Source organism: Streptomyces fodineus (assembly GCF_001735805.1).
GTDB classification, from domain to species: Bacteria; Actinomycetota; Actinomycetes; order Streptomycetales; family Streptomycetaceae; genus Streptomyces; species Streptomyces fodineus.
Map to the genome: position 1 here is coordinate 5,154,101 of NZ_CP017248.1, position 25,950 is coordinate 5,180,050.

General features: G+C 70.8%; 22 protein-coding genes, 2 tRNA genes and 2 pseudogenes. 18 read left to right on the forward strand and 8 right to left on the reverse strand.

The annotated features are described in order from the left end of the window. Positions 1–150: 150 nt before the first annotated feature. Together BFF78_RS21800 and BFF78_RS21805 are read left to right on the forward strand one after the other, a co-directional pair. Positions 151–744: a SigE family RNA polymerase sigma factor gene (locus BFF78_RS21800; protein ID WP_069779933.1), complete on the forward strand. Its 594-nt coding sequence runs from the start codon at positions 151–153 to the stop codon at positions 742–744. A gap of 168 nt (positions 745–912) precedes the next feature. After that, positions 913–2,592, forward strand: a complete 1,680-nt coding sequence (locus BFF78_RS21805; RefSeq protein ID WP_193433511.1) for a long-chain fatty acid--CoA ligase — start codon at positions 913–915, stop codon at positions 2,590–2,592. Positions 2,593–2,650: 58 nt separating this feature from the next. Here the strand turns inward: BFF78_RS21805 and BFF78_RS21810 are convergent, their stop codons facing one another. Both BFF78_RS21810 and BFF78_RS21815 read right to left on the reverse strand, forming a co-directional pair. After that, a complete protein-coding gene (locus tag BFF78_RS21810) occupies positions 2,651–7,201 on the reverse strand; it encodes a PAS domain-containing protein (protein WP_079161421.1) in 4,551 nt (1,516 codons plus the stop codon). A 271-nt stretch (positions 7,202–7,472) separates the two neighbouring features. Continuing rightward, the gene (locus BFF78_RS21815) at positions 7,473–7,835 is read right to left on the reverse strand and encodes an SSI family serine proteinase inhibitor (RefSeq protein ID WP_335755344.1); all 363 of its coding nucleotides are present in this window, start codon (positions 7,833–7,835) and stop codon (positions 7,473–7,475) included. Positions 7,836–8,231: 396 nt separating this feature from the next. Here BFF78_RS21815 and BFF78_RS21820 point away from each other — a divergent pair. Next, positions 8,232–8,322: transfer RNA gene (locus tag BFF78_RS21820), tRNA-Ser, on the forward strand. 204 nt (positions 8,323–8,526) lie between these two features. Next, a tRNA-Arg gene (locus BFF78_RS21825) sits at positions 8,527–8,599 on the forward strand. A gap of 102 nt (positions 8,600–8,701) precedes the next feature. On the opposite strand, the gene BFF78_RS21830 is transcribed toward BFF78_RS21825, so the two are convergent. Further along, positions 8,702–9,046, reverse strand: coding sequence for a tyrosine-type recombinase/integrase (locus tag BFF78_RS21830; RefSeq protein ID WP_227025898.1), 345 nt, complete (start codon positions 9,044–9,046; stop codon positions 8,702–8,704). Positions 9,047–9,132: 86 nt separating this feature from the next. Between BFF78_RS21830 and BFF78_RS48330 the strand changes: the two are divergent. Then, positions 9,133–9,875 (forward strand): annotated as a pseudogene (locus tag BFF78_RS48330) (XRE family transcriptional regulator). Positions 9,876–9,877: 2 nt separating this feature from the next. Continuing rightward, the gene (locus tag BFF78_RS21835; RefSeq protein WP_069783722.1) at positions 9,878–10,348 is read left to right on the forward strand and encodes an NUDIX domain-containing protein; all 471 of its coding nucleotides are present in this window, start codon (positions 9,878–9,880) and stop codon (positions 10,346–10,348) included. Between the two features lie 550 nt (positions 10,349–10,898). On the opposite strand, the gene BFF78_RS21840 is transcribed toward BFF78_RS21835, so the two are convergent. Further along, positions 10,899–11,330, reverse strand: coding sequence for a hypothetical protein (locus tag BFF78_RS21840; protein ID WP_159033037.1), 432 nt, complete (start codon positions 11,328–11,330; stop codon positions 10,899–10,901). Between BFF78_RS21840 and BFF78_RS21845 the strand changes: the two genes are divergently transcribed. The 3 genes from BFF78_RS21845 to BFF78_RS21855 all read left to right on the forward strand — a co-directional run bounded on the left by BFF78_RS21845 (position 11,311) and on the right by BFF78_RS21855 (position 13,252). Beyond that, complete coding sequence (locus tag BFF78_RS21845; protein ID WP_159033038.1) at positions 11,311–11,592, forward strand: hypothetical protein; 282 nt, start codon at positions 11,311–11,313, stop codon at positions 11,590–11,592. The two genes, BFF78_RS21840 and BFF78_RS21845, sit on opposite strands and share 20 nt — an antisense overlap. Positions 11,593–11,702: 110 nt before the next feature. Next, positions 11,703–11,834 carry a hypothetical protein gene (locus tag BFF78_RS49375; RefSeq protein WP_257786876.1) on the forward strand — a complete coding sequence of 44 codons (132 nt, stop codon included), beginning with the start codon at positions 11,703–11,705 and terminating at the stop codon, positions 11,832–11,834. Between the two features lie 614 nt (positions 11,835–12,448). Continuing rightward, positions 12,449–13,252: a DUF4389 domain-containing protein gene (locus BFF78_RS21855; protein ID WP_069779939.1), complete on the forward strand. Its 804-nt coding sequence runs from the start codon at positions 12,449–12,451 to the stop codon at positions 13,250–13,252. Positions 13,253–13,578: 326 nt separating this feature from the next. On the opposite strand, the gene BFF78_RS46295 is transcribed toward BFF78_RS21855, so the two are convergent. The 3 genes and pseudogenes from BFF78_RS46295 to BFF78_RS21860 form a co-directional block, all read right to left on the reverse strand. Next, complete coding sequence (locus BFF78_RS46295) at positions 13,579–14,109, reverse strand: hypothetical protein (protein WP_159033039.1); 531 nt, start codon at positions 14,107–14,109, stop codon at positions 13,579–13,581. A gap of 589 nt (positions 14,110–14,698) precedes the next feature. Beyond that, a pseudogene (locus BFF78_RS50520) lies at positions 14,699–15,003 on the reverse strand (hypothetical protein); the annotation flags it as partial. A 78-nt stretch (positions 15,004–15,081) separates the two neighbouring features. Then, the gene (locus BFF78_RS21860; RefSeq protein WP_069779940.1) at positions 15,082–15,978 is read right to left on the reverse strand and encodes a LysR family transcriptional regulator; all 897 of its coding nucleotides are present in this window, start codon (positions 15,976–15,978) and stop codon (positions 15,082–15,084) included. Between the two features lie 118 nt (positions 15,979–16,096). On the opposite strand from BFF78_RS21860, the gene BFF78_RS21865 reads away from it, so the two are divergent. Next, positions 16,097–16,870: an SDR family oxidoreductase gene (locus BFF78_RS21865; protein WP_069779941.1), complete on the forward strand. Its 774-nt coding sequence runs from the start codon at positions 16,097–16,099 to the stop codon at positions 16,868–16,870. Positions 16,871–17,084: 214 nt separating this feature from the next. After that, positions 17,085–17,261, forward strand: a complete 177-nt coding sequence (locus BFF78_RS21870; protein ID WP_159033040.1) for a hypothetical protein — start codon at positions 17,085–17,087, stop codon at positions 17,259–17,261. Positions 17,262–17,364: 103 nt separating this feature from the next. Here the strand turns inward: BFF78_RS21870 and BFF78_RS21875 are convergent, their stop codons facing one another. Next, entirely contained in the window at positions 17,365–17,859 is a 495-nt protein-coding gene (locus BFF78_RS21875) for a MarR family transcriptional regulator (protein WP_069779943.1), read from the reverse strand. A gap of 83 nt (positions 17,860–17,942) precedes the next feature. On the opposite strand from BFF78_RS21875, the gene BFF78_RS21880 reads away from it, so the two are divergent. The 7 genes from BFF78_RS21880 to BFF78_RS21910 all read left to right on the forward strand — a co-directional run bounded on the left by BFF78_RS21880 (position 17,943) and on the right by BFF78_RS21910 (position 25,919). Further along, the gene (locus tag BFF78_RS21880) at positions 17,943–18,311 is read left to right on the forward strand and encodes an HGxxPAAW family protein (protein WP_069779944.1); all 369 of its coding nucleotides are present in this window, start codon (positions 17,943–17,945) and stop codon (positions 18,309–18,311) included. 158 nt (positions 18,312–18,469) lie between these two features. Beyond that, positions 18,470–19,345, forward strand: coding sequence for a DUF2797 domain-containing protein (locus BFF78_RS21885; RefSeq protein ID WP_079161423.1), 876 nt, complete (start codon positions 18,470–18,472; stop codon positions 19,343–19,345). Positions 19,346–19,432: 87 nt separating this feature from the next. Further along, on the forward strand, positions 19,433–19,789 hold the full coding sequence (locus BFF78_RS21890) for an antibiotic biosynthesis monooxygenase family protein (RefSeq protein WP_069779945.1): 357 nt from the start codon (positions 19,433–19,435) through the stop codon (positions 19,787–19,789). A gap of 100 nt (positions 19,790–19,889) precedes the next feature. Continuing rightward, positions 19,890–20,630 (forward strand): response regulator transcription factor, encoded by a 741-nt coding sequence (locus BFF78_RS21895; protein WP_069779946.1) that lies wholly within the window; start codon positions 19,890–19,892, stop codon positions 20,628–20,630. Further along, positions 20,627–22,276, forward strand: coding sequence for a sensor histidine kinase (locus tag BFF78_RS21900; RefSeq protein ID WP_069779947.1), 1,650 nt, complete (start codon positions 20,627–20,629; stop codon positions 22,274–22,276). Before BFF78_RS21895 ends, BFF78_RS21900 begins: the two co-directional genes overlap by 4 nt. A 14-nt stretch (positions 22,277–22,290) precedes the next feature. Further along, positions 22,291–23,781, forward strand: coding sequence for a bifunctional glycosyltransferase family 2/GtrA family protein (locus BFF78_RS21905; protein WP_069779948.1), 1,491 nt, complete (start codon positions 22,291–22,293; stop codon positions 23,779–23,781). After that, the gene (locus BFF78_RS21910; RefSeq protein WP_193433512.1) at positions 23,778–25,919 is read left to right on the forward strand and encodes a glycosyltransferase family 39 protein; all 2,142 of its coding nucleotides are present in this window, start codon (positions 23,778–23,780) and stop codon (positions 25,917–25,919) included. Before BFF78_RS21905 ends, BFF78_RS21910 begins: the two co-directional genes overlap by 4 nt. Positions 25,920–25,950: the final 31 nt, after the last annotated feature.

The window sequence follows — 25,950 nt, forward strand, 5'->3', positions numbered from 1 at the left end:
CGCGCCGTCAGGGTCGTACCCGCAGACGGGGTGGAGCGGCCGTCCACCTTCAGGAGGTGCAGTCAGCCCCACCCCTACAACCTGAGGGGGACTCCGCTTCGGGACCTGCGGCCGATCCGCCCGAGGGGGGCCCGCTCCTAGCGTGGAGCCATGACCACACCCGTCTGCACCCGCGCCTCGGCCGCCGCCGCACCAAGGCGGCAGACCCTCCCCCACCCCCGGCTCCGGCAGAGCGGGGAGGCCGCCACATACCCGTCGTTCGCGTCGTATGTGCGGGCCCGCCAGCCGGTCCTGCTGCGCACCGCGCGCTCGCTGACCGCGAACCCGAGCGACGCCGAGGACCTGCTGCAGACCGCGCTCGCCAAGACGTACGTGGCCTGGGAGCGGATCGAGGACCAGCGGGCGCTGGACGGATATGTGCGCCGGGCGCTGCTGAACACCCGGACCTCGCAGTGGCGCAAGCGCAGGGTGGACGAGTTCAGCTGCGACGAGCTGCCCGAGCCGGAGCCCGTGCCCGGCGACGACGACCCGGCCGAGCGGCAGGCGCTGCACGACGCGATGTGGCGGGCGGTCCTCAAGCTTCCGGCGCGGCAGCGGGCGATGGTCGTCCTGCGCTACTACGAGGACCTCAGCGAGGCCCAGACCGCCGAGGTGCTCGGGGTGTCGGTGGGCACGGTGAAGTCCGCGGTGTCGCGTGCGCTGGCCAAGCTGCGTGAGGATCCCGAGCTGGACCGGATCCGCTAGCCGGGGTTTCCTCCCCGCTTCTCTCGGGCGGTTTTGCGCCGACTTCCCCGTCCGCCGGCTCTCCTCGCCGATTTTCCTTCCGATTTCCTTCCGGGTGACTCACCCCCTAGTGACATACCGCGCGGTATGTGAGCAGAATCAGCGCTACCTCTACCCACCGCGTAGGCCATGCCGCCCCGGGAGGACTCCGTGCTGAGCACCATGCAGGACGTACCGCTGACCGTCACCCGCCTCCTCGTGCACGGTGTGCTGGTGCACGGGCGGTCCCAGATCACCACCTGGACCGGGGAGGCCGAGCCGCAGCGGCGCAGTTTCGCGGAGGCGGGGGTGCGCGCGGTACAGCTGGCGAACGCCCTGCGGGACGAGCTGGGCGTCCGGGGCGACGACCGGGTGGCGACCCTGATGTGGAACAACGCCGAGCACGTCGAGGCCTACTTCGCGATCCCGGCCATGGGCGCGGTGCTGCACACGCTCAATCTGCGGCTGCCCGCCGAGCAACTGGTGTGGATCGTCAACCACGCGGCCGACAAGGTCGTCATCGTCAACGGCTCGCTGATCCCGCTGCTCGCGCCGCTGCTGCCCCAGCTGCCGAGCGTTCAGCACGTCGTCGTCTCCGGCCCCGGTGACCGCTCCCCGCTCCAGGGCACACACGCCCGGATCCACGAGTACGAGGAGCTGATCGCGGACCGGCCGAAGACGTACGACTGGCCGGAGCTGGACGAACGCCAGGCCGCCGCCATGTGCTACACCTCCGGCACGACCGGCGACCCCAAGGGCGTGGTGTACAGCCACCGTTCGATCTATCTGCACTCCATGCAGGTCAACATGACCCAGTCGATGGGCCTGACGGATCAGGACACCTCGCTGGTCGTCGTCCCCCAGTTCCACGTCAACGCCTGGGGTCTGCCGCACGCCACCTTCATGACCGGCGTGAACATGCTGATGCCGGACCGCTTCCTGCAGCCGGCGCCGCTCGCCGAGATGATCGAGCGCGAGCGGCCGACCCACGCCGCCGCCGTCCCGACCATCTGGCAGGGCCTGCTCGCCGAGCTCAACAGCAAGCCACGGGACGTCACCTCGCTCACTCAGGTCACCATCGGCGGAGCAGCCTGCCCGCCCTCCCTGATGGCGGCCTTCGACAAGCTCGGCATGCGCGTCTGCCACGCCTGGGGCATGACCGAGACCTCGCCGCTCGGCACGGTCTCCCGTCCGCCGTCCCACGCGGTGGGCACCGAGGAGGAGTTCGCCTACCGCCTCACCCAGGGCCGCTTCCCGGCCGGCGTCGAGGCCTGCATCACCGGCCCCGGCGGGGAACGTCTGCCCTGGGACGGTGAGTCGGTGGGCGAGCTGGCGGTGCGCGGCCCGTGGATCGCGGGCGCCTACTACAACGGTCCCGACGCCGAACCCCTGCGCCCCGCCGACAAGTTCACCGAGGACGGCTGGCTGAAGACCGGAGATGTCGGCACCATCTCCCCCGACGGCTTTCTCACCCTCACCGACCGCGTCAAGGACGTCATCAAGTCCGGCGGCGAGTGGATCTCCTCGGTGGAGCTGGAGAACGCGCTGATGTCCCACCCGGACATCGCCGAGGCCGCGGTGGTCGCCGTACCCGACGAGAAGTGGGGCGAGCGCCCGCTGGCCACGGTCGTCCTCCGGGAAGGCGCCACGGCCGACTTCGAGACCCTGCGCGCCTTCCTCGCCGAGGAGGGCCGCATCGCCAGGTGGCAGCTGCCCGAACGCTGGACGATCGTCGAGGCGGTGCCGAAGACGAGCGTGGGCAAGTTCGACAAGAAGGTGCTGCGCAGGCAGTACGCCGACGGGCAGCTGGACGTCACCAGGCTCGGCTGACGCCACCGGACGACCGAACAGCCCCGGGCGCGTGCCCGGGGCTGTTCCGTTCGTCGTGCTAGTTCGTGCCGATGCCGGCCAGCAGGTCCACGATCCGGCTCTGCACCTCGGCGCTCGTGGAGCGCTCCGCGAGGAACAGGACCGTCTCGCCCGAGGCCAGCCGGGGCAGGTCGGCCGGGTCGACGGCGGCGGTGTAGACGACCAGCGGGGTGCGGTTGAGCTGCCCGTTCGCGCGCAGCCAGTCGATGATCCCGGTGAAGCCGGTCTGCCGCCGCTGCACCTGCATCAGGTCCATCACCACGAGGTTCGGCCGGAACTGCCCCGCCAGCGTCACCGCGTCGTTGTCGTTCGCGGCCCGCGCCACCTGCATGCCGCGCCGCTCCAGCGTCGAGGTCAGCGCCAGCGCGATCTCCGCGTGCTCCTCGATCAGCAGTACCCGCGGCGGATGCTGCTCGCTGTCGCGCGGCGCCAGCGCCTTCAGCAGGACGGCGGGATCGGCGCCGTACGCCGCCTCGCGCGTCGCCTGCCCGAGCCCGGCCGTGACCAGCACCGGCACCTCGGCGGCCACGGCGGCCTGGCGCAGCGACTGCAGGGCCGTACGCGTGATCGGCCCGGTCAGCGGGTCCACGAACAGCGCGGCCGGGAACGCCGCGATCTGCGCGTCGACCTCCTCACGGGAGTGCACGATCACCGGCCGGTAGCCGCGGTCGCTCAGCGCCTGCTGGGTCGTCGCGTCCGGCGCCGGCCACACCAGCAGCCGGCGCGGGTTGTCCAGCGGCTCCGGCGGCAGCTCGTCGTCGAGCGGCTGCGGCAGCGGCGGGTCCGCTACCTCCACGGCACCGCCGGGACCGTCCAGCGGCTCGGGCCCCTCGGCGGCGTCGGCGTCCGGCGCGCCTATGGCGTACGAGCGTCCGGCGCCCTCGGTGCCCGGGGCGAGCCGGGACTGCCCGGCGAGCGACGGCTGCGCCGGCGCCGCCTGTTCCGGCTGCTGCTCGGGGCGCTGGGCCGGGTCGGGCGGCGTGCCCAGCTTGCGTCGGCGGCCGGAACCGCCCGGCGCGTGCGGCGGCGGGGTCGCCGTCGGCTGCTGCACCTGCGCGGCCTGCCGCGAGAACGGCACGCCCTGACCGAGCGTGCGGACGCTGATCGCCCGCCCCTGTGTCGAGTTCGGGTCGGCCCCGGCACCCTCGGCGGGCAACGGCTGCGCGGCCCGCGGCGGCTGGACGGCGGCCGGTGTGCCCGCGGCCGGTGTGCCGGTCCGCGGTACGGCAGTGCCCGCGCCGGGGGTGTCGTCGGCGCCGGGCCACTGCTGGGGGACGCCGGGCGGCTGGACGGCGGCCGGCGCCGGTCCGGCACCGGCCTCGGCGGGCAGCGGCTGGGCGCTCGGGGTACCGCCGGGCGGGGTCGCGGGCGACGCCGGGACCGGCTGTCCGGGGGCCGCCGGTACGGGCCGCCCGGCGGTGTCGTGCGTCGGCGCGGCGGGGTGCGGTACGGCAGGCTGCGGACCGGGCGCGGCGGCACCGGCCGGGGCACCGGGCGTCGGCTGGCCCGCCGCCGGCGCGGGACCGGCCTGGACGGGGATGCCCTGCCCGGCCGTACCCTGCGCCGGAATGCCGTGAACCGGCGTGCCCTGACCGGGAGTCGACGCCCCCACGGGCTGCGGGCCGGCCTGAGTCGGAGCGACCGGAACGCCCTGAGGGGGAGTCACCTGTCCCGGTACGGCCTGGCTCGTCACGGCCTGATTCGGTACGCCCTGATTTGGTGTGGCCTGGTGCGGTACGGCCGGTACGGGAGCCGGTGGTGCCGCGGGCGCCGGTACGGGAGCGAGCTGTCCCGGAGCGGCCTGTGCCGCGGGCGCCGGTGCCGGTGCCGGCTGAGCGGTGCCCGGTGCGACCGCGGGTGCGGCGCCCTTCGCCGGCGGCTGAGCGGCCCCGGCCGGCTGGGCGACGGCCCGGCGGCGCCGACCGGTCGGCGCACTGGTCGGATGCGGCTGCGGCGGGGTGTGGTCCGCGGCCTGGTCGAGCGGTACGGCGTCGTGGCGGCCGTCCGCACCGGGCGCCCCAGCGACGGCCGACGGCAGCTGAGCGGGCAACTGGACCGGCCCGGCGCCCTCCCCCGCGACCTGCGGCTGCCCCTCGGCGGCACCCGGAACGGCACCCGTACCCGGACCGGCCGGCACAGCGCGCGCGCTCGCCGAGTCCGCGGACCCGGGTGAGCGGTCGGCCTCGGCCGGCGGCAGGGCGAAGACCGTACGCGCACCGGCCGCCTCCTGGGCCGCGGCACGCTCCGCCGCGGCGGCCAGCGCACGCCGGCGCCGACCCGTCGGCTGGCCGCCCTCGGCCGGAACGGCCTCCGCGCCCGGTACGGCCTGCGCACCCGGCGCCGGCTCGCTGCCCGCGGCGGACAGGGCGGGCAGGGCGGGCGGCAGGGCGGCCTGCGGGGCGGCGGCCGGCGCGGGCACGCCCTGGGGCGGAACGGCGGAGCCGAGCCCCGTACCGGAGGCGGCGGTCCCCGCGGCATGCTCGGCCGCGGTCACCACCGCACCCTCGCTGACAGCCTGGCCCACGCCGTTGCCGTCACCGGCGGCGTTCTCGGCGGGCCGGCCACGGCGGCGCCCGGTACCGCCGGACGCGGTTTCCGCGCTCTCGGCCGGGACCGCGCCGGTCTCCTCGGCGGGCGCGCCCGCACGCCTGCGGCGCCGCCCGGTCGGCGCGGGCGCCCCGGCCTCACCGGCCGGGCCGGTGCCGGCCCCGTCACTGTCCAGGAAGGCGTCGGTGGAGGAACGCCGGGCCCGCCGCCGTCCGCCACCCGTGGCCTGTTCGGCGCCACCGCCCCCGGCCACGGCCACCTCAGCGGTGCCGGAGACCGGATCGCCGGCCCCGGAGAACCGACCGCCCGGATCCGGCACGGCCGGAAGCTCGGCGATGGACGCGCGCCCCGCGACCGCCCCGGCGCCACCCCCGAGCGGCACCTCCAGCACGTACGCGCTGCCGCTCATGCCCGGCACCTCGTGCGTCTGCAGCACGCCGCCGTGGGCCCGTACGATCCCGCGCACGATCGGCTCGTGCACCGGGTCGCCGCCGGGATACGGCCCGCGCACCTCGATCCGCACGACCTCGCCGCGCTGGGCGGCGGCGACCACCACCGTGTTGTCCAGATAACCGCCCGCGGAGACGGGCGAGTTGCCGGTCGCGTCGACCCCGGCGACATCCGCCACCAGATGGGCGAGCGCGGTGGCGAGCCGCTGCGGGTCGACCTCGGCCTCGATGGGCGGCGCGTGCACGGCGAACTGCACCCGCCCGGGACCGATCAGCTCGACGGCCCCGTCCACACCGGCGGCGACGACGGCGTCCAGCATCACCTTCGTACGGGTGATGTCCTCGGCGCCCGTGTCCAGCCGCTGGTAGCCGAGGACGTTCTCGATGAGGGTGGTGATCCGCGAGTACCCGGCCGACAGGTGGTGGAGCACCTGGTTGGCCTCGGGCCACAGCTGACCCGCGTCGTCCGCCGCCAGCGCGGACAGCTCGCGCCGCAGCTGGTCCAGGGGCCCGCGCAGCGACTGCCCGAGCAGGATCAGCAGCTGCTCGTGCCGCCCGGTGAGGGCCTCGTACCGGTCCTTCTCCCGCTCGGCGAGCGCGGCGTAGCGCTCCTCGCCGGCCGCGAGTTCCTCCGCGTGCTTCTCGCGCAGTTCCTCGAGCTCGGTGACGTGCTGCTGGCGCAGCGCGGTCAGGTCGGAGGCGTGCTCCTCGGAGAGCCGCTCCAGCTCCTTCGCGTGCGCCTTCTCCAGCGCGGCCTTCTGCTCGGTCAGGGAGTCGAGCGGCCGCCGGTCGGTGAAGGTCATCACGGCACCGACGAGCTGGTCCCCGTCGCGCACGGGCGCGGTGGTCAGGTCGACGGCCACCTGCTCGTTGCCCTTGGACCACAGCACCTGCCCGCGCACCCGGTGCTTGCGTCCGGAGCGCAGGGTGTCGGCGAGCGGCGACTCCTCGTACGGGAACGGGGTGCCGTCGGCGCGCGAGTGCAGCACGAGGCCGTGCAGCTCCTTGCCGCCGAGCTCCCCGGCCCGGTAACCCAGTATCTGGGCGGCGGCCGGATTGACGAGCACGATCCGCCCGTCGGTGTCGGTGCCGACGACACCTTCCGCCGCGGCCCGCAGAATCATCTCGGTCTGCCGCTGCGAGCGGGCCAGCTCCGCCTCGGTGTCGACGGTCCCGGAAAGATCCCGGACGACGAGCATGAGCAGCTCGTCACCCGTGTATCCGTAACCGTCGTACGCCTGCTGCCCGTTCTCCAGGTTCGCGCTGGTGACCTCGACCGGGAACTCGCTCCCGTCGGTCCGCCGCGCGATCATCCGCGTGGGCTTGGTCCGCCCCGCCGGATCCATGTGATCGGGCCGCCGCATGGAGCCGGGGATGAGCCTGGAGTCGAACTGGGGCAGCAGATCGAGAAGCCCCCGCCCCACAAGAGCCGTGCCGGGCGCCTCGAAGGCCTCCAACGCGATGGTGTTCGCGTTGACGACGGTTCCGTTGGCGTTGACCAGGACCAACGCGTCCGGCAGCGCGTCGAGTATGGCTGCGAGGCGAGCAGCGCCTCGGGATGGCCTGCTGCTCACGAGACGCTTCCTCCCTGTTACCGCACCTTGCCGACCGCTCGGGCCATCTTGCCAACCGGCCCGCGACGTGTCACGCGAGGGAGTCTAAGGGCACACGTTGCGCTCGCGACGCCGGATGAGAGGGAGGTCCCACGACGAAGTGACATCGAACCGGCGACCACTCGCTGACCTCGGCCTCCGGCTTCGCGAGACCTTCGCGGGACCTTTACCCGACCGGTGATTTCGCCAAGAAAGACCCATGAAAGTCCCTACGTCACCTGGACCGGGCGGTCTACGTCACCGAGTCACCGAGTCCCACCGTGGGCAGCAGCGGCACCATCCGGTCCCACCGCCCGATCGCGCATCCGTCGCTGCGGTCGTACACGGCATCGACCGCCCGCCCGGCCCAGCTGCCGGTCACCCGGGCGGTGGCCGGTCCGCCGTAGAGCATGGTGCAGGTGCCGCCGGGCGCCTCCGGAGCGAACAGGTCCCGCCCCCACCGCGTCCGCTCGTCCAGCACCCGGCAGGCGTCCGCCGCGTCCGGGTGACTCCCGCCGGCCGGGTGACAGAACACCTCGAACGTCCCGTCCCGCCCGGCCCCGGCATGCCGCACGACGACGGTCAGATGATCACCGCCCTGATCCTCGGGCCGCACGGGCGGAGGCGCGGTGGGCGCGGCGGGTACGGCGGGCGCGGCGACGGCGGGTACGGCGGTGAGGGCGGGCAGGGTGGCCAGGGCGGTCAGGGCGGCCGATACGGCGGCGAGAACGGGCGGAATGCCGGCCCGCCCCGGACCCCGCCGAAGGACTGGGCGCCGCCGGAGGACTGGGCGCCGCCGGAGGACTGGGCGCCCCGGACCTCGCTGAAGAAGAAAATCCATGCCCTGCCCAACGCCCCGGCGCCCCGGACGTTGCGTCCGCGCCTCGCCGGGCGGAAGCCCTTTGCCCTGCGACCCGACTGCCTAGTACCGTGGGGGGCGATTGGTGACAGGGCACTCGGCTGTGTCATCATCTGCACGCACCACTCGCGCGCTCGCGTGAGCGGTTGTGCTGGAGGCGTCGCCTAGTCCGGTCTATGGCGCCGCACTGCTAATGCGGTTTGGGCCTTAAAGCCCATCGAGGGTTCAAATCCCTCCGCCTCCGCACCGATCCCGAAGCCCCGGTCCCTGAGGACCGGGGCTTCGGCGTTCCCGCCCTCCGCCGCGCCCACGCCCCCTGTGGACGTTTTCGCAGGTCACAAGGGGTGTGCCAATCGGATTTCACATGTCGGCGGCAGTCATGTAATGTTCTTCCTGTCGCCGCGAGCGGGCCGAAAGAGCCGGGAGCGGGGGCAAAACAAAAGAACAAGCACTCGTAGCTTAACGGATAGAGCATCTGACTACGGATCAGAAGGTTGCAGGTTCGAATCCTGCCGAGTGCGCAACAGTTCAGAGGCCCTGTGGAGTGATCCACAGGGCCTCTGGCTTTTAGCTTGACGGCAGTGTTTGACGGCAATCGCCTCAGAGGGCGGGAGCGGGACCGATCAGACGGCTACGCGGGCACCGGCCGCGCCGTCGTCATCGTCCGGCCCGTTGCCGTCACCCCTCAGTGCATCCCCGACGCGATCGAACGCGGAGCGCTGGGAGTCGAGCCGTACGAAGGTGTAGATGTCCATGGTCACGCGGATGGAGCTGTGGCCCAGGACCTCCATGATCATCCGGGCGTCGGCGCCCTGTTCGTGGAGCAGGGACGCGCAGGTGTGGCGCAGGGGGGTCCCGTTCTTCGTGGTGAAGACGAGGCCCTGACCCGTCCCCTTCGAGCACGCAACCTGAACCGGTCCTTCGAGACGCTGTGCGCTCGCGCTGGAGTCCGTAAGGTCCGTTTCCATGGCGCAGCAGATAGCCGACCGGAAGGCGGCCGGTGCCAACTGGAAAACGTCCCTAGTGCCGTCCCTGGGTGTTAGCAGAGATTGGGATGCCGAAGGAGAGGTTACGTGCTGCCATGGCGGCCGGCGGCTGGACGTACGCCGCCCTTGCGGCCAAGGTCGAAGTCGATCCCAAGTCCGTTGAACGATGGGTCAATCTGGGGCGTACGCCGCGCCGTGCCACGGCCATGCTGGCAGCGGAAATACTAGGAGAAGACGTGCACGCTCTATGGCCCGCGCTCCGGCAGGCACGCCCTGCCCGCGCCGTCAGTCCGGAACTTGTGGCTCTCTACGACCAGCGGGCGGACATCCCCGTGTCCACCTTCGTGGACATGCTGACCCAGGCCCGCGAGCACATCGACGTGTTGGTGTACGCCGCCGTCTTCCTGCACGAGGCGTACCCGCGGCTCAACGAGCTTCTGAAGGAGCGAGCGGCCGAGGGCTGTGCAGTACGTATCGCACTAGGCGACGCAGACAGCTCAAACGTCCAACAGCGTGGCGAAGAGGAGAAGTTCGGTCACGGAATCCAGTCTCGTTGCCGCCTCGCACTGATGCACTATCGCCCCCTTGTCGGGGTACCTGGCATCGAGGTGCGGACCCACGCCACCACGCGTACAACTCTATTTACCGGGCCGATGACCAGGCGCTGGTCAACGCTCATGTCTGGGGCGTTAACGCCTACGGTGCCCCTGTCTGGCACCTGCGCCGAAGTGAGGCAGGAGGGATGTTCGACACGTACGCTGACAGCTTTGCTGCAGTGTGGGCGACCGCGACGCCGGTCCGAGAAGGGTGATCATGGCACGGACCGAGTACTACGACGATCCAGACGCCCCCAAGCCCAACAGCCTGGTCGTCGCGGCGTCCGCAGTGGTCACTGACGAGGAAGGACGCATTCTTCTCCAGCGCCGACGAGACAACGATCTATGGGCACTGCCCGGCGGCGGCATGGAGATGACCGACTCGCTGCCGGGAACCGCCGTCCGCGAAGTGAAGGAGGAAACGGGCCTGGACGTGGAGATCACCGGGCTTGTTGGAACGTACACTGACCCGCGCCACGTCATCGCTTACACGGACGGTGAGGTGCGTCGACAGTTCAATGTCTGTTTCACCGCCCGGGTGATCAGCGGCCAACTCGCGATCTCGGACGAGTCCACGGAGCTTCGGTTCGTCCAGCCAGAAGAGATTGATCGACTGCCGATGCACCACACGCAGAGGCTCCGGATCCGTCACTTCCTGGAGCACCGCGCGGAGCCCTATCTCGGCTGACCTCGTGAATCGCGCTGACGGCAGCGCTTGATCACGAACATCACCGACTAGTCCGGGGTGAGGCAGAGCGGTGAGGCGCCGGCGGTCCAGCGGGCGGCGAGGCATCCTGCTCCGCCCGTCGGGGCTTCTCACCTGGACTGTGCCCAGGCCGCGTGCTGCGAGGGCAGACCCATGAGCGATCCACTGATCTTGCGCCCGTCATGCCACACCTGAAGGCCGCACAGGTCGGTGTCCGGCCGGCAGAACGTGCAGGCCCTTACGCCGGACGACCCCGGCGGGTGAGTTCACGAGGCTTTGGCCAACCTCCGGCCAACAAGCCCTCCCGGCGGCTCTGAGCGCGGGGAGAAGAGCAGGTCAGATGGGGTTTTCGGTGACGCTGACGACCGGTCTGGAAATCCCTCTGCCCGCGAGATAGCGGGGTGGGGCTTCCGCACCGTCGCTGACCTGCGTTCCTACCCGTTCGAGTGGCCACTTCCAGAGACCCAGTCCAGCCTGGGAAAGGTTCATCGAGCCGACAGGAGACGACCATGACCTCGGTACTCCGCCAACGCTACGGCCGCGCGATCGGCGCCGGTCTGTTCTCCGTGGCGTTGCTCTCCGGCGGGACAGCCGAAGCCCTCACCGTCAGCAGCACTCCGAACCCCACCAGCACTTCGACCGCCAGCAGCACTGCGGTCCCCAGCCGCACTCCGATCCCCCGCACCACTCGGATCCCCCGCACCACTCCGAACCCCACCAGCACTTCGACCGCAAGCAGCACTGCGGTCCCCAGCCGCACTCCGATCCCCCGCACCACTCGGATCCCCCGCACCACTCCGAGTCCCCGCACCACTCCGAGTCCCAGCCTCACCCGGATTCCCCGCAGCACTCCGTTCCCCACCCGCACTGCGGCCCCCAGCCACACTCCGATCCCCCGCAACACTCCGTTCCCCCACAGCTCCCTGGCCCAGTCGACCACTCGCATGGTCTCGATCACGCTCACCGCCAACAAGACCTCGGTGAAGGCTGGGCAGACGGTGAAGCTGACCGGGCGCACCAAGGGCCTGAAGATCAGCACTGCGCTGGTGCTCCAGCACCGGATGGCCGGCAAGTGGACGAACCTGAACGCGGCCACAAAGGCCAAGAAGGGCAGCTCGTACTCCTTGCAGGCCAAGCTCAGCAAGGGCACACACGTCCTGCGGATCGCGGCCGTGAACGGGTCGGGCAAGGTCTACTCGTCCACCGTCACCGTGAAGGTGAGCTGATTCTGAGGGTGAGCTGAGCCCCTCACCAGCAGGTCCACGAGGGCCGAGAACTTCTAGTCGACGCCGGGAGCGGTCCACTCCCGGGCGTAGCAGGGCCGTGGAAGCCGCCGGTGGCCTGGAAGGCGGCCAGGGCCGCGGCGGCCGGGTCGGGTGCCGAGAAGGCGCCCGACCCGGCCCGTGCCGCGATGCCCGACACCCCCGCCCCCTATGATCAGGCGACGCCCCTCCCGGACGCGGCCTGAAAAGCGGAAGGTCGCCGGTTCGACCCCGACCCCGGCCCCAGCCACAGCCACCCTGACCAGGGCATGAGCCCCTCTCCACCTTCACTGGAGAGGGGCTCTTTCGTGTCGCCCACGCCAACCGCTTAGGAGAGGGTGTCGACGGCCTCGCAGATGACGCGAGCCTCGATAACAAACTGTCCCCTCGTGGTACGAATTCGGCATGTCGGATGGGCGGCGGACGACCGAGCGGTTGCGGTCCCCGGAGGCGCGCCGCTGGGGGATGTCCGGTTTGGTGGTGCTTGGCTTCGGCGCCGCCGCTGTTGCCGCGCACTTCTGGCTGGGACAGGCGTGGCACGACGTCCTGTGGATGGCCGCTTCACTGTCGTTCGTGTGGGTGGTCGTTCGAGAGGCCCTGGAGGGCAGGCGCCGTGGGCGGACCGGGCGACGGGACCGTTGACAGTCAGCCGTAGGGTGCGGAAGGTCGCCGGTTCGACCCCGGCCCCACGGTCGCGATCTTCGGCTCGTGGCGTCAAGCCGGTCACCCGGTTGGTCCCCATCGCGTGTGCACCGGGCCGACCGGCGTGATCCTGAAGCTCTGGGCCGGGCGACAGTCGCGGACCTGACAGGAGCTGGCTATGGCAGACCATACGTGGGCGCAGCGCCCCGTTTCCCTGCCGGAGGTACGCCCGGAGCTGGATCTCCCCGAGCCCGGCCGGCAGCGCCGCTGGACCGTGTTGCTGCGCTGGCTCCTGCTGATCCCCCAGTACATCGCCCTGTTCTTCCTGTGGGTCGCCGCGTCCGTCGTCATGGTCGTCGGCTGGTTCGCCGCCCTGATCACCGGACGGCTGCCCGAAACGATCGCCTCGTTCCTGACCGGCTACCTCGTCTACTCGACCCGCGTCACCGCCTACGCGATGCTGTTGGTCGACGCCTACCCGCCGTTCGCCTTCCTGGCGCCCGGCCACCCCGTCCAGGTCGAGGTCCGTCCCGGGAAGCTCAACCGCCTCGCCGTCCTGTTCCGCATCATTCTGCTCATCCCCGCCATGGTCGTGGTGGAGCTGCTCATGCTCGGCTGGTACGCGATCTGCCCCGTCTTCTGGGTCATGGTGCTGATCCGTGGCCGGATGCCGCGCACGCTGTTCGAGGCGACCGCCACCACCGCCCGCTACAACATGCGTCTGTCCGCCTACCTGATGATGCTCACCGCGGCCTACCCCAAGCGGCTGTTCGGCGACGCGCCTGCCCCTGGCGAGCAACCCCGCTCAGCCACCCGCCCGCTGCTCCTCAGCGATGCGGGCAAAGCCCTGGTCGTCCTGTTCCTCGTCCTAGGAGCCCTGCTCTTGATCTTCGAGGAATTCATCACTGCCACCACCAACACCAGCACCACCTCACAGCCTTCAGCCGCCTCCCTGTCGACCGTTCCAGGCACCCCTCTATGATCAGGCCGCGCCCCACCTGGACGCGGCCTGAAAAGCGGAAGGTCGCTGAACGGAAGCCTTGCCGTCCTGTCCAGCGTGCAGCCCGTCCAGCAGATGGCTGCTTCACGAGCGAAGCTGGTTCCGTGCCCTGCTGCGCGGTGTCGCTGGACGAGCAGACAAATCCCGGCAGGCAAGCGGTCCGTGATGGTGTTGCACCCACCGACGGACCAGAAGGATGCACGTTGCGTAAGGTGGCGGCAGCTCAGAGGCTCCGGATTGTTCATCCGGAACCTCCTGGAAACTCTGGCGGCTACCGATCTACGCCTCAGCGTCAACACGCGCCCGTTCTAGAACCTCTGCCAGGTGAGGGAGGGCCCTGTTCGACTTGAAAGAAGAGGCCAGATGCTGTGTTTGCTGTAGCCGGACGGGTTCAAAGTCAGGTTCAGTGCCACGGGCTTGTCTGTGGGAAATTCAAGCTCGGCGGCGAGGGTGAGCCTCCGACCGTTTACTCGGTTCCTGTGAGCACGCTTCAGGCCAACGACCGCAGTGCGGAATCCAAGCCAAAAGGCTGTCGGTGGATTGGCCAGGTAGGCGGCATCGAGCGCGTAGACAGCTGGGATCGTGGCCCGTGTAACTCGTAGTTCGAGGCCCAGCTCTTGTTTCTTGCCCTCACTTACGTCCCATTCGCCTCTCCAGGCCCACAGAGCTCCTTTAAGAGCTGCTTTTCCGAATCCGCTGGTCTCGCGCCACCGGAACTTGAAAGTGCCGTCTTGGGAGAGGTCCCAGGCCCCCTTCAGGGCGCCCTTTTCGGGTTGGAAGTCGTGGATCCAGCATCCGGCTATGCGGGATCTTGCCTCTACGAGTTGTTCGGCCTCCATGCGCCCACCCCCCTCGGTGTCCCATCAGGCTTTCCGACGGCCCTAGGGTTGAGCAACCGAATGCGAGAACCAATGGCAGCAGTCGCAGGCGCTCGGTATCACGTGTAGGGCTCGTGTGCCGGTGCGCGCTGGTGGCGCACGCCCGGCGGTTCGGCGGTCGCTTGTGTTCGTCATGATGACAAGCGGCCAACCTCCGGCCAGAAGCATGCCTCTTGTTTCCTCGCCTGCTATGAACCTCGTGGTCAGGGTCCGTATAGCCTCGTGCGGGGCACGGTCTTGAAAACCGTCGTGCCGGGCGGCGCCACGGTTCAGAGCTGACGGCAACCCTGACGGCAACGAAGGCACACAGAGACCGTTGATCACGGCCGTCAGCGATCAGCTGGGAGGAAGGCGGAGCCCGCCCTCATCAGCCTGCCCGATCCTACGGATCAGAAGGTTGCAGGTTCGAATCCTGCCGAGTGCGCACAGATGAGAGGCCCCGGAGTGATCCGGGGCCTCTTGCGTTTCGGGGCGTCCAGCAGCGAAGTACAGCAGCGGGTCCGAGATCATTCGTTCCCGGCGCCGCCCATGGCATCGGGCAGCGTCCCGAGAGGCCGGCGCGCCGGGCCCGCAGGGCGAACATGCGGTGAGGTTGCCCGGCTCGATCGGCGTCCCGTACTTCGTGGTGAAGATCAGCCCGCGCGTGTCCTGCCAAGAAGCGCCCGGCTTCCACAACGACCAGGGCTTGATCCGGCGGCGCCGAGGCTTGGCACCTTGACCAGGGAGGCCACGCGCCTTGGCTCGCTTGGCGTCCCTGCGCTGGGCGCAGCACCGGCAGATGCCGGCCGGCTTGGTCAGCTACTCGCGGACGTCCCGGACGGCCAGTTTGGCGAGCCGCTTCCCGCCCAGGTGCGGATCCTCGCGCGTCTTGCGGTATATGTACTTCCGCTTGCGGTCTCCGTCCGGATCCGGAGCGGACCAGGTGAGGGGCGTTCAGAGTTCGGCGACGTCGAGGGGACCGAGCTCTTGGACGGTCTGGGCGAGGGCGCGGATCATGTCGTTCTCCGCCTCGGCCGACCACACCAGCCCGGACGCGAGACGGTCCATGTCCTGGACGGGCAGGTAGGTGATGTCGGGGCGGATCCAGTAGCGGCTGACGTGGTGGGGCAAGAGGTTGACAGCCTCTCCGGCGGTGACGAGGGAAAGGACCTCCTCGGCACTGCGCGCCAGGTGGCCGCGCTCGATCCGACGGCCCGCAGGGGTGTGGGGTGGGAGATAGCTGTCTGCCCAGTAGTCGGGCCTGGACGGCGTGTCACAGTGCAAGAAGTCGGCGAGCATCTCCACCGAGGCGGTTGCGTGCCGGGTTAGTTCGTGATCGACGGCCACGCCCAACACGCGCGGCTCCGTGAACAGCACCGGCCCCACGGCCAGATCGGGCTCCTCGACGGGCAGCCACGCGACCAGGACGTCGATGTCGCCACGGCGCAACCCGGCGAACGGGTCAACGTAGGGAACATTGCGGATCTGCAGCTTGCACTGGGGGTGGTTCCTGCGGAACGTGTCCCAGTAGTGCCGCAGGTCGTGGGCGTTGAGGGGGATCAACCCGACGCGCAGCACGGCGGTGACGCCCTGGGCGGCCAGTTTGGCTCGGCGCATGCCCTCCTGAAGGCCGGTGTACATCGGCCAGAGGTCGTCGCGGAGCTGCTGGCCGATAGGGGTCAGCCGCACCGTGCGGTTACTGCGGTCGAACAGCGGTGCGCCGATCCGGCGTTCCTGCTTCTTGATCGCTTGGCTGACGCGGGCGGGGGTGACGTGCAGGCGGGCGGCGGTACGGGCGAAGTGGAGTTCCTCGGCCAGGGTCAGGAATATCTCGATATCACGGAGCTCCACGCCCCCTCCTCACGTTAACTCTGAGGTTAATTGGCCTTGCGCGCTTTGTCGTTGCTCCGGGTAGTGGCTGAGGCCAAACATAGGCGACGGACCGATCCGACGACCCTGGAGTGACGACATGACGCACCTGACTGGTAAGGCCGCGCTGGTGACCGGGGCCTCGCGGGGGATAGGCCGTGCGATCGCCCTGCGGCTGGCAGCCGGTGGTGCACTGGTGGCGGTGCACTACGGCAGCAACGACAACGCGGCCGCCGAAACCGTGCAGTTGATCGAGAAGGGCGGCGGCCAAGCATTCCCGGTGCGCGCCGAGTTGGGAGTGCCCGGCGACATCGACACCCTGTTCGCCGCCCTGAAGGCCGGCCTGGAAGCCAGGACCGGCCAGGCGCGGCTGGACATCGTGGTCAACAACGCCGCCATCAACACCGGCGGAACGGTCGAGACCATCACCCCCGAAGGCTTCGACCGGCTCATCGCGATCAACACCAAGGCGCCGCTGTTCATCATCCAACGAGCCCTGCCCCTGCTCAACGACAACGGCCGGATCATCAACGTGACCACCGCCGCGACCAGGATCGCGATGCCCGAGGCACCGTACGCGATGACCAAAGCCCCCGTCGAAGTGCTCAGCCGCTCCCTCGCCCAGGCCTTGGGCGCACGCGGTGTCACGGTCAACGCCGTGGCGCCGGGGCCGACGGTCACCGACATGAACCCCTGGATGCTCGGCAACCCCGAGGTCCAGCAGATGGTCGGTTCCGGCAACGCGATCCCCCGCGTCGGCCGGCCCGACGACATCGCCGACGTGGTGGCCTTCCTGGCCTCCGAAGCAAGCCGCTGGGTGACCGGACAGGTCGTCGACGCCTCCGGCGGCTGCTTCCTCGGCCCGCGCATCTGACCTCAGCACCGAAAGCGACACCGAAAGCAACGACGTCCCCAGCCACGACGATCCGGCCCTCAGTGGTCTTCGGCCGCAGCCGACCGTGTCAAACGACGCCGGCGGCTGCCCTGCCGCACGGGAGGGGCCACGGTCAGCCACGATGGCCTGGGGTTTCCCAGGCCATCGCCGTTTCTGAAGAGAGCGCACGGCTCAGGGCACGTACGACCGGGTGTTGTTCAAGAAGGCGGGCACCAGCACCTACAGCACGGTCAAGACCGTGAAGACCTCCTCCAGCGGTTACGCGAAGACCGCCGTCACCGCCTCCGCGGACGGCACCTGGCGCTACCACTACGCGGGCAACAGCACCTCGTCCGTCGCGGACGCGTACGACTACGTCGACGTCCGCTGATCGGCATACGCTCAAGACCAAGGTTCCGGAGAGATCCGGGGCCTTTGGCGTTCGGGGCGGGGCCGCGGGCCAGCGGGCAGCGGGGCGGCGAGGGGCGCGGGGATCAGCACCCCTCGTCCGGGTCGTTCCGGTTCAGCTTCTCCAGATACTCGTGTGCCAGGGCGGTGGCCCGGGTGAACCAGTCGGTGATGATCGCCAGTTCCTCGGAGGAGTAGTCGCAGAACAGGGCCGTCAGCCGTTCGTAGTGGCCCGCGTACACCGCCTCGACGCGCGTGACGGCGGCCGGTACGGCGGCCACGCGGACCCGGCGGCGGTCCGTGGGGTCGGGGCGGCGGGTGACATACCCGGCGCGTTCGAGGCGGTTGAGGATGCCGGTCACCGCGCCGGTGGTCACGTGGGCGCGGGCGGCGAGGTCGCCGGCCGTCAGCAGGTCCTCGCCGGCCTCCAGCACGAAGGCGAAACAGGTCAGGTCGGTGACGTTCAGGCCCAGCCGCCGGGCCAGCTCCTGCTGTCCGATCAGGTGGGCGGCGATGAGGTGGTCCATCGCCGCCAGTGCCTGGGCCGGAGTGGCGGCTGACGGTCGCGGCGTGCCGTGCATCTTTCGGAATCCCTTAGTTCGTGAGATATTCGAGTCGTGAATCTCTTAGCTCGTGAGGGAAACTTGTCCCCGGAGGCGGCTGTATGAGTCTGTACGACGAGGGTCACACGATCGCCGGCTGGACCGGCTTCGGCATCGCGACGGTGGGAAGCGGCGTGGTGGGGCTGGGGGTGTGTACGACCTCGCTGCCGGCGGTCGCGGGCGGGCTCGCCGTCGTGGCCGTGAGCGTCCTGGTGACCTGGGTCCTGCACCTGGCCGGCTGGGGCAAGCCACCGGGCGTGCGGGCCCGGGGGCAGTGGGGGATGCGGGTACGGGACGCTCAGGCCCGGGAGGGGCATACCGGGTGCGTCGGGTGCCGGCTGGCGGGACGGGAGCGCCGGACCGTGGTGGTGGCTGCGGCGACGGGACGGCCGACTGCCGCCGAATCGATACCTCTGTCACCTTTCGAGTGAATGTGCAGTCGGCGAACGGCAGTTGGTGAGGGACGCCACCGACATCGATGACTTCGTGTTCGCGGCTACGGGTGCGCGGGCCGGTGCACCGTCGGCTGGAGGAGGTCGCGGACCGGGCCCGGTCCCGTTGTCAGACCCGCCCCATACCCTCACGAGTGATGGCACAGGCATGGAAGTGCACGGGACTGCGCTGGGCGTCCGATGGTCCCGTGCTGGTGTGGGACGGCGGGCGGCGCAGTGTGCTGCCCCGGGGGAAGCGGATCGGGTTCGCGGTGCCGGACGGGGGTGCGCGGGCGTGTGTGGGGGCGCGGGGGCATGCGTGTCCGGTGCGGGCCGTGGTGCCGGGGCGGAGCACGGGGGCCCGGTGCGAGGAGTGCGCGCGGCTGGACCGGGCGCACTCGGTGGCCGCCGACACGGTCGCCGACGACCCGCGGCCGTACCGGGTGTATCTGGCGTGGTTCGGGCCCGGCATGGTCAAGGTCGGGATCACCGCCGTAGAGCGGGGCAGCGCGCGGCTGCTGGAGCAGGGTGCCGTCTGTTTCAGCTGGCTCGGCACCGGCCCGCTGATGGCCGCCCGGCGCACCGAGGAACTGCTGCGGGCCGCGCTCCAGGTGCCGGACCGGATTCCGTACGCCGAGAAGCGGGCGGTGCGGTCGGCGTTGCCGGAGACCGCGGCGGAGCGTGCGGCGCAGGTGCGGGACCTGCACGCGCGGGCCGTGGCGCTCGCCGGGTGGCCGGAGTCCCTGCGCCCGGAGGCCTGTGAAGTGAGCGATCACGTAGGGGTGTTCGGGCTCGGCACCGCTCCCGCGGCCGTCGGGGAAGTGGTGGAGCTCGTCCCCGGCGGCGGTGTGAGCGGTGAGCTGGTCGCGGCTGCCGGGCCCGATCTGCATCTGGCGGTCGCCGGGCGCGGGGTCGTCGTGCTCGACACCCGGCTGATGAGCGGCTGGCAGATGGTGCCGGTGGCCGACTCCCGGACGAGTGGACTCACCTTTCCGGTGCGGGAGTTCACACGGCCGCAGGAGGGGCTGTTCTGAGGCGAAGGCAAAGACTCGGATCCCGTACGGATCCCTTTCGGCAAGGGGTGTGGACGCCGAACCGGCCCACGGCCGACCGTGGTTGACATGAGCGATCGAGCGAACGCCCCTGTACAGCCCGCTTCCCTCCCTGAACCTCCCTGCTACGCCGCCATCTTCACCGCCCACCGCACCGACGACGACCCCGACGGATACGACCGCACCGCCGCACACCTGTCCCGGCTCGTCCGCGAAGTCCCCGGCTTCCTCGGTGAGGACGCGGCCCGTACTCCCGGCGGACTCGCCGTCAGCGTCGCCTACTTCCGCGACCTCGCCGGGCTCGCGCAGTGGCGCGATCACCCGGCACACCTCGCGGCCAAGCGGCGCGGGCGGGAGCGGTGGTACGAGCGGTACTCCCTGCACATCGCCAAGGTCGAGCACGCGCACGTCTTCGCGCGGGAGTGAGCGCTTCCCGGGCGCTGCCTGAGAGACGCCTGTGGGTTTCTCAGGGAAATCACAGATTCGGGAAAGCCTCCTCTCACAGGGCGGCGACAAGGTGTGCACCATGACCACGACCTCGCCCCAGGGGCGCACCGAACTGCTGAGGCCGGACGGGAGCCCCGTCCGAGTGCTTGTGGTGGATGACGAGCTGTCGATCACCGAACTGCTGAGCATGGCCCTTCGCTACGAGGGCTGGCAGATCAGGAGTGCGGGCGACGGGCAGGGCGCCGTTCATACCGCCCGTGAGTTCCGGCCCGACGCCGTCGTGCTCGACATGATGCTGCCCGACATGGACGGCCTGACCGTCCTCGGGCGGCTGCGGCGCGAACTGCCGGACGTGCCCGTCCTGTTCCTCACGGCCAAGGACGCCGTGGAGGACCGTATCGCCGGGCTCACCGCCGGCGGCGACGACTACGTCACCAAGCCGTTCAGTCTCGAAGAGGTCGTGGCACGGCTGCGGGGGCTGATCCGCCGGTCCGGGGCCGCCGACCGGCGGTCCGACTCGGTGCTCGTCGTGGGGGACCTGACCCTCGACGAGGACAGTCACGAGGTCTCCCGGGCCGGGGAGTCCATCCACCTCACCGCCACCGAGTTCGAGCTGCTGCGCTTCCTCATGCGCAATCCGCGGCGCGTGCTCAGCAAGGCGCAGATACTGGACCGGGTGTGGTCGTACGACTTCGGCGGGCAGGCCAACGTCGTCGAGCTGTACATCTCCTACCTGCGGCGGAAGATCGACGCGGGGCGGGAGCCGATGATCCACACCCGGCGTGGGGCCGGTTACCTGATCAAGCCCGCCGCGTCATGAGCGGACGACGACGGCCGGGTCCGCAGCGGCGCCAGAGGCGACGAGCCGGACAGCCGCGCACCCTGCGGACCCGGCTCGTCGTGGCCTCGGTGGTGCTGATCGCGGTGGTGTGCGCGGTGATCGGGACGGCCACCACGCTGGCGCTGCGCTCGCATCTGTACGACCAGCTGAACAGGCAGCTCGGTGAGGCGTCGGCACGTGCGGCCGGCGGCTTCGGGCCGGTGCCGGACGGGTTGAGGAACGGCGCCACCGCGCCGGGCCGGCAGGACAAGCGGAACCTTCCGATCAAGGACACGGATCTCGGTGAGTTCGTCGCGCGGGGGCCGCAGCCCAGCGGGACCATCGCGGCGAAGGTCGAGAACGGCGCCATCACCGATGCCGAGGTCGGCCACAAGTCCAAGGACGGCAACAACGTCCCGCAGATGTACGCCAAGCCGCTGACGGCGGACCAGACCAAGGCGCTCCGTTCCGTACCCGAGGACGACGGCGTGCACCGCGTCGAGATCCCCGGGCTCGGCGACTACCAGGTGCGGTACGTCGACGGAAACAACGGCACCTACTACGTCGCCCTGCCGACCGCGGAAGCCGACGGCACCATCGACACGCTGATCCTCGTCGAGATCAGCGTCACCGCCGCCGGCCTCATCGCCGCCACCCTCGCCGGCACCGTCATCGTCGCCGTCGCCACCCGGCCCCTGCGCAAGGTGGCCCACACCGCCACCCGGGTCTCCGAACTGCGCCTGCACACCGGCGAGGTGAACCTCAGCGAGCGGGTCCCGGAGGCGGAGTGCGATCCGCACACCGAGGTCGGCCAGGTCGGTGCCGCGCTCAACCGGATGCTCGACCATGTGCACGGCGCCCTGCACGCACGGCAGCAGAGCGAGATGCGGGTACGGCAGTTCGTGGCCGACGCCAGCCATGAGCTGCGGACGCCCCTTGCGTCCATCCGCGGGTATGCGGAACTCACCCGAAGAGGACGCGAACAGGTCGGGCCCGACACCCGGCACGCCCTCGGCCGCATCGAGTCCGAGGCGGGCCGGATGACCCTCCTCGTCGAGGATCTGCTCCTGCTCGCCCGGCTGGACGCCGGGCGGCCGCTGCAGTACGAGCAGACCGACCTCGTCCCGCTGGTCGTGGACACCATCAGCGACTCCCGCGCGGCCGGCATGGACCACAACTGGCGGCTCGACCTGCCCGACGAGCCCGCCCTCGTGTCCGCCGACGCGGCCCGCGTCCAGCAGGTGCTCGTCAACCTGCTCGGCAACGCCCGCAAGCACACGCCACCGGGTACGACCGTCACCGCGCGTGTGCAGCGGCGCGGGCCGTGGATGTGCGTGGACGTCGAGGACAACGGGCAGGGGATCCCGCCCCACCTGCTGCCGCACGTCTTCGAGCGGTTCGCGCGCGGTGATTCGGCCCGCTCGCGGGCCACCGGGTCGACCGGTCTCGGGCTCGCCATCGTGCAGGCGGTCGCGGCGGCGCACGGGGGCGCCGTGACCGTCGACAGCGTTCCGGGGCGGACCGTGTTCACCGTGCATCTGCCCGCGCTCGCCCCGGCCGCTCGGCACCCCGCGCCCGGAGCCGACTGGCAGGCGCACTCACAGGCACAGCACAGTGCCACCACATGGGTGCGACAGGGCGCATGAGTTGAGTCGGTTCCATGCGAACCGACTCTTCTCCCGGCACCCTGCCGGCGCGGGAGCACCTCCCGGCCGGAAACGCCGGTACGCCTGTCCTGGACGTGGTGATCCCCGTCTACAACGAGGAGAAGGACCTCCGGCCGTGCGTCCGCAGACTGCACGAGCACCTCACCCGCACCTTCCCGTACGCCTTCCGCATCACGATCGCGGACAACGCGTCCACGGACACCACCGCGCCGGTGGCGGCGCGGCTGGCGGCGGAGATCCCCGAGGTCACCAGCTTCCGCCTGGAGCAGAAGGGGCGGGGACGGGCGCTGCGGACCGTGTGGTCCGCCTCCGACGCGCCGATCCTCGCCTACATGGACGTCGACCTGTCCACCGACCTCAACGCCCTGTTGCCGCTGGTGGCACCGCTGATCTCCGGTCACTCGGACCTCGCGATCGGCTCGCGGCTCGCCCGCAGCTCCCGGGTCGTACGCGGCCCCAAGCGGGAGTTCATCAGCCGGGCCTACAACCTGATCCTGCGCGGCTCGCTGCAGGCCCGGTTCTCCGACGCGCAGTGCGGCTTCAAGGCCATCCGGGGTGATGTGGCGCAGGTGCTGCTGCCGCTGGTGGAGGACACCGGCTGGTTCTTCGACACCGAGATGCTGGTGCTCGCCGAGCGCGCCGGGCTGCGCATCCACGAGGTGCCGGTCGACTGGGTCGACGACCCGGACTCCACCGTGCACATCGTGCGGACCGCGACCGACGACCTCAAGGGCGTGTGGCGGGTCGGCACGGCCCTGGCCACCGGTTCGCTCCCGCTGGACCGGCTCACCCGGCCCTTCGGGGACGACCCGCGCGACCGCGAACTGACCAATGTTCCCAGGGGACTTGCGCGTCAGCTCGTCGGCTTCTGTGTCGTCGGCGGCCTGTCCACCCTCTTCTACCTCCTCCTCTACGGCGTCTTCCGGCAGTTCTCCGGCTCCCAGATCGCCAACGCGCTCGCCCTGCTGGTCTCGGCGGTCGCCAACACGGCCGCCAACCGCCGGCTCACCTTCGGGGTGCGCGGCCGGGGCGGAGCCGTACGGCACCAGGCGCAGGGCCTGGTCGTCTTCGGCATCGGACTAGCCCTGACCAGCGGCTCCCTGGCCGCCCTCGACGCGGCCACCGACAGCCCGGCGCACTCCACCGAGCTGGCGGTGCTCATCGCCGCCAACCTGGCCGCGACCGTGCTGCGCTTCCTGCTCTTCCGCGCCTGGGTCTTCCCGGACCGCGACGAGACCGCCTCCGCGCCGGTCGTCGCGCCGCACACCCCCACCTCCCCGACCTACAGCACGAGCACGACCCCGCCGCACGGCACGACCGCCGCGTACGCACCGCTCCCGCATCGCAGGCCGGTGCCGTACGCGCAGCCCCACCCGACCACCCAGGTCCGCGCCGGTGAAGCCGCGGACGGCAGCTGGAGGGACGCCACCGTGCAACTGCAGCCGGTGCGGCCTCACGACACCGACCCGGGGGAACCCCGATGACCACCCGGTACGACCAGCAGAGCGCTACGACCGCGTGGGGCCCGCACGCACCGCACGCGCACCGGGCCGGTGAGCCCAGGCAGCCGTTCGGGCACGGACTGTGGCGCGGCCGGCCCGAGGACCCGCGCTGGGTGCGCCCGGCCTTCCTCGGCCTGCTGGCCGCCACCCTCCTGCTCTACCTGTACGACCTCAGCGCCTCCGGCTACGCCAACTCCTTCTACTCGGCGGCCGTACAGGCGGGCAGCACGTCCTGGAAGGCGTTCTTCTTCGGCTCGCTGGACGCGGGCAACGCGATCACCGTCGACAAGCCGTCGGCCTTCCTGTGGCCGATGGAGCTGTCGGTGCGGATCTTCGGCCTGAACTCCTGGGCGGTCCTCACTCCCGAGGTCCTCATGGGTGCCGGCACGGTGGCGGTCGTCTACGCGGCCCTACGGCGCCGGTTCGCTCCGGCGGCCGGTCTGATCGCGGGTGCGGTGCTCGCGCTCACCCCGGTGGCCGCGCTGATGTTCCGGTTCGACAACCCGGACGCGATGCTGGCCCTGCTGATGGCGCTGGCCTGCTACTTCGTCGTACGGGCGGTCGAGGACGGCCGGACGAAGTGGCTGGTCGCGGCCGGGGCGGCGATCGGCTTCGCCTTCCTCGCCAAGACCCTGCAGGCGTTCCTGATCCTGCCGCCGCTGGCGATCGTCTACGTCGTCTGCGGTCCGGTGAGGCTGAGGAAGCGCCTGGCCCAGCTGGCCCTCGCGACCGTCGCGCTGGTCGTCGCGGGCGGCTGGTGGGTGGCGATCGTCGAGCTGTGGCCGGCCTCCTCGCGCCCCTACATCGGCGGTTCGCAGAACAACAGCTTCCTGGAGCTGACCTTCGGCTACAACGGCCTCGGCCGTATCAACGGCGACGAGACCGGCAGCGTCGTACCCGGCGGCAACGGCGACAACGGCGGGGGCGGGATGTGGGGCGCCACCGGCTGGGACCGGATGTTCAACTCCGAGATCGGCAGCCAGATCTCCTGGCTGCTCCCGGCCGCGCTGATCCTGCTGGTCGCGGGACTGGTGGCCACCCGGAAGCTGAAGCGGACGTCCGTCACACGGGCGTCGTTCCTGGTGTGGGGCGGCTCGCTGCTGATCACCATGGCGGTCTTCAGCTACATGGCGGGCATCTTCCACCAGTACTACACGGTGGCTCTCGCGCCCTACCTCGCGGCCGTCGTCGGTATGGGCGCCGGGCTGCTGTGGGAGCGGCGCAGGCAGACCTGGGCGTCGATCACGCTCGCCGCCTCCGTGGTCGCGGCGGCGACCTGGGGATACGTCCTGCTCAACCGCACCTCCGGCTACCTGCCGTGGCTGAAGTGGCTGGTGCTGATCGGCGGCCTGGCAGCCGCGCTCGGCCTGGTCTTCGCCGGCCGGGTCTCCCGGCGGCCGGCCCTCGGGGCGGCGGCGGCCGGACTGGTGGCCGCGCTCGCCGGTCCGACGGCGTACACCCTCAGCACGGTGGACTCCGCGCACACCGGTTCCATCCCGACGGCCGGCCCGGCGGGCGCGAGCATGATGGGCTTCGGCGGCGGCCGGGGGCCCGGTGGCGGCATGCGAGGCGGGTTCGGCGGCGGTGGCATGCCGGGGCAGCCGGGGCAGCAGAACGGCCAGGGCCGACCGGGACAGCAGCAAGGCCGGCAGAAGGGCAACGGCTTCCCGGGCGGCGGCTTCGGCGGCGGTGTGCCCGGCCGGACGGGCGAGGCAGGCAGGGGCGGCAGGGGCGGCGGCGGTGGCGCCGGCGGCCTGGTGAACGGCGCGAACGTCTCCTCCGCCGCCAAGGAACTCCTGGCCAAGGACGCCTCGAAGTACACCTGGGTGGCCGCTTCCATCGGTTCGCAGAACGCGGCCGGCTACCAGCTGGCCACCGGTCACCCGGTGATGGCGATCGGCGGCTTCAACGGCACCGACCCGTCCCCGACGCCGGCGCAGTTCGAGAAGTACGTGACGGAAGGGAAGATCCACTACTTCATCGCCGGCGGAGGCATGGGCGGTGGCATGGGCGGAAGCAGCAGCGGTACGTCGTCCCGGACCACCTCGTGGGTCGAGAGCACCTTCAAGAAGGTGACGGTCGGTACGGCCACCTTCTACGACCTGACGCAGAGGAGCTGACGAAAAGTCGCTGTACACCGTATAGCGCTGG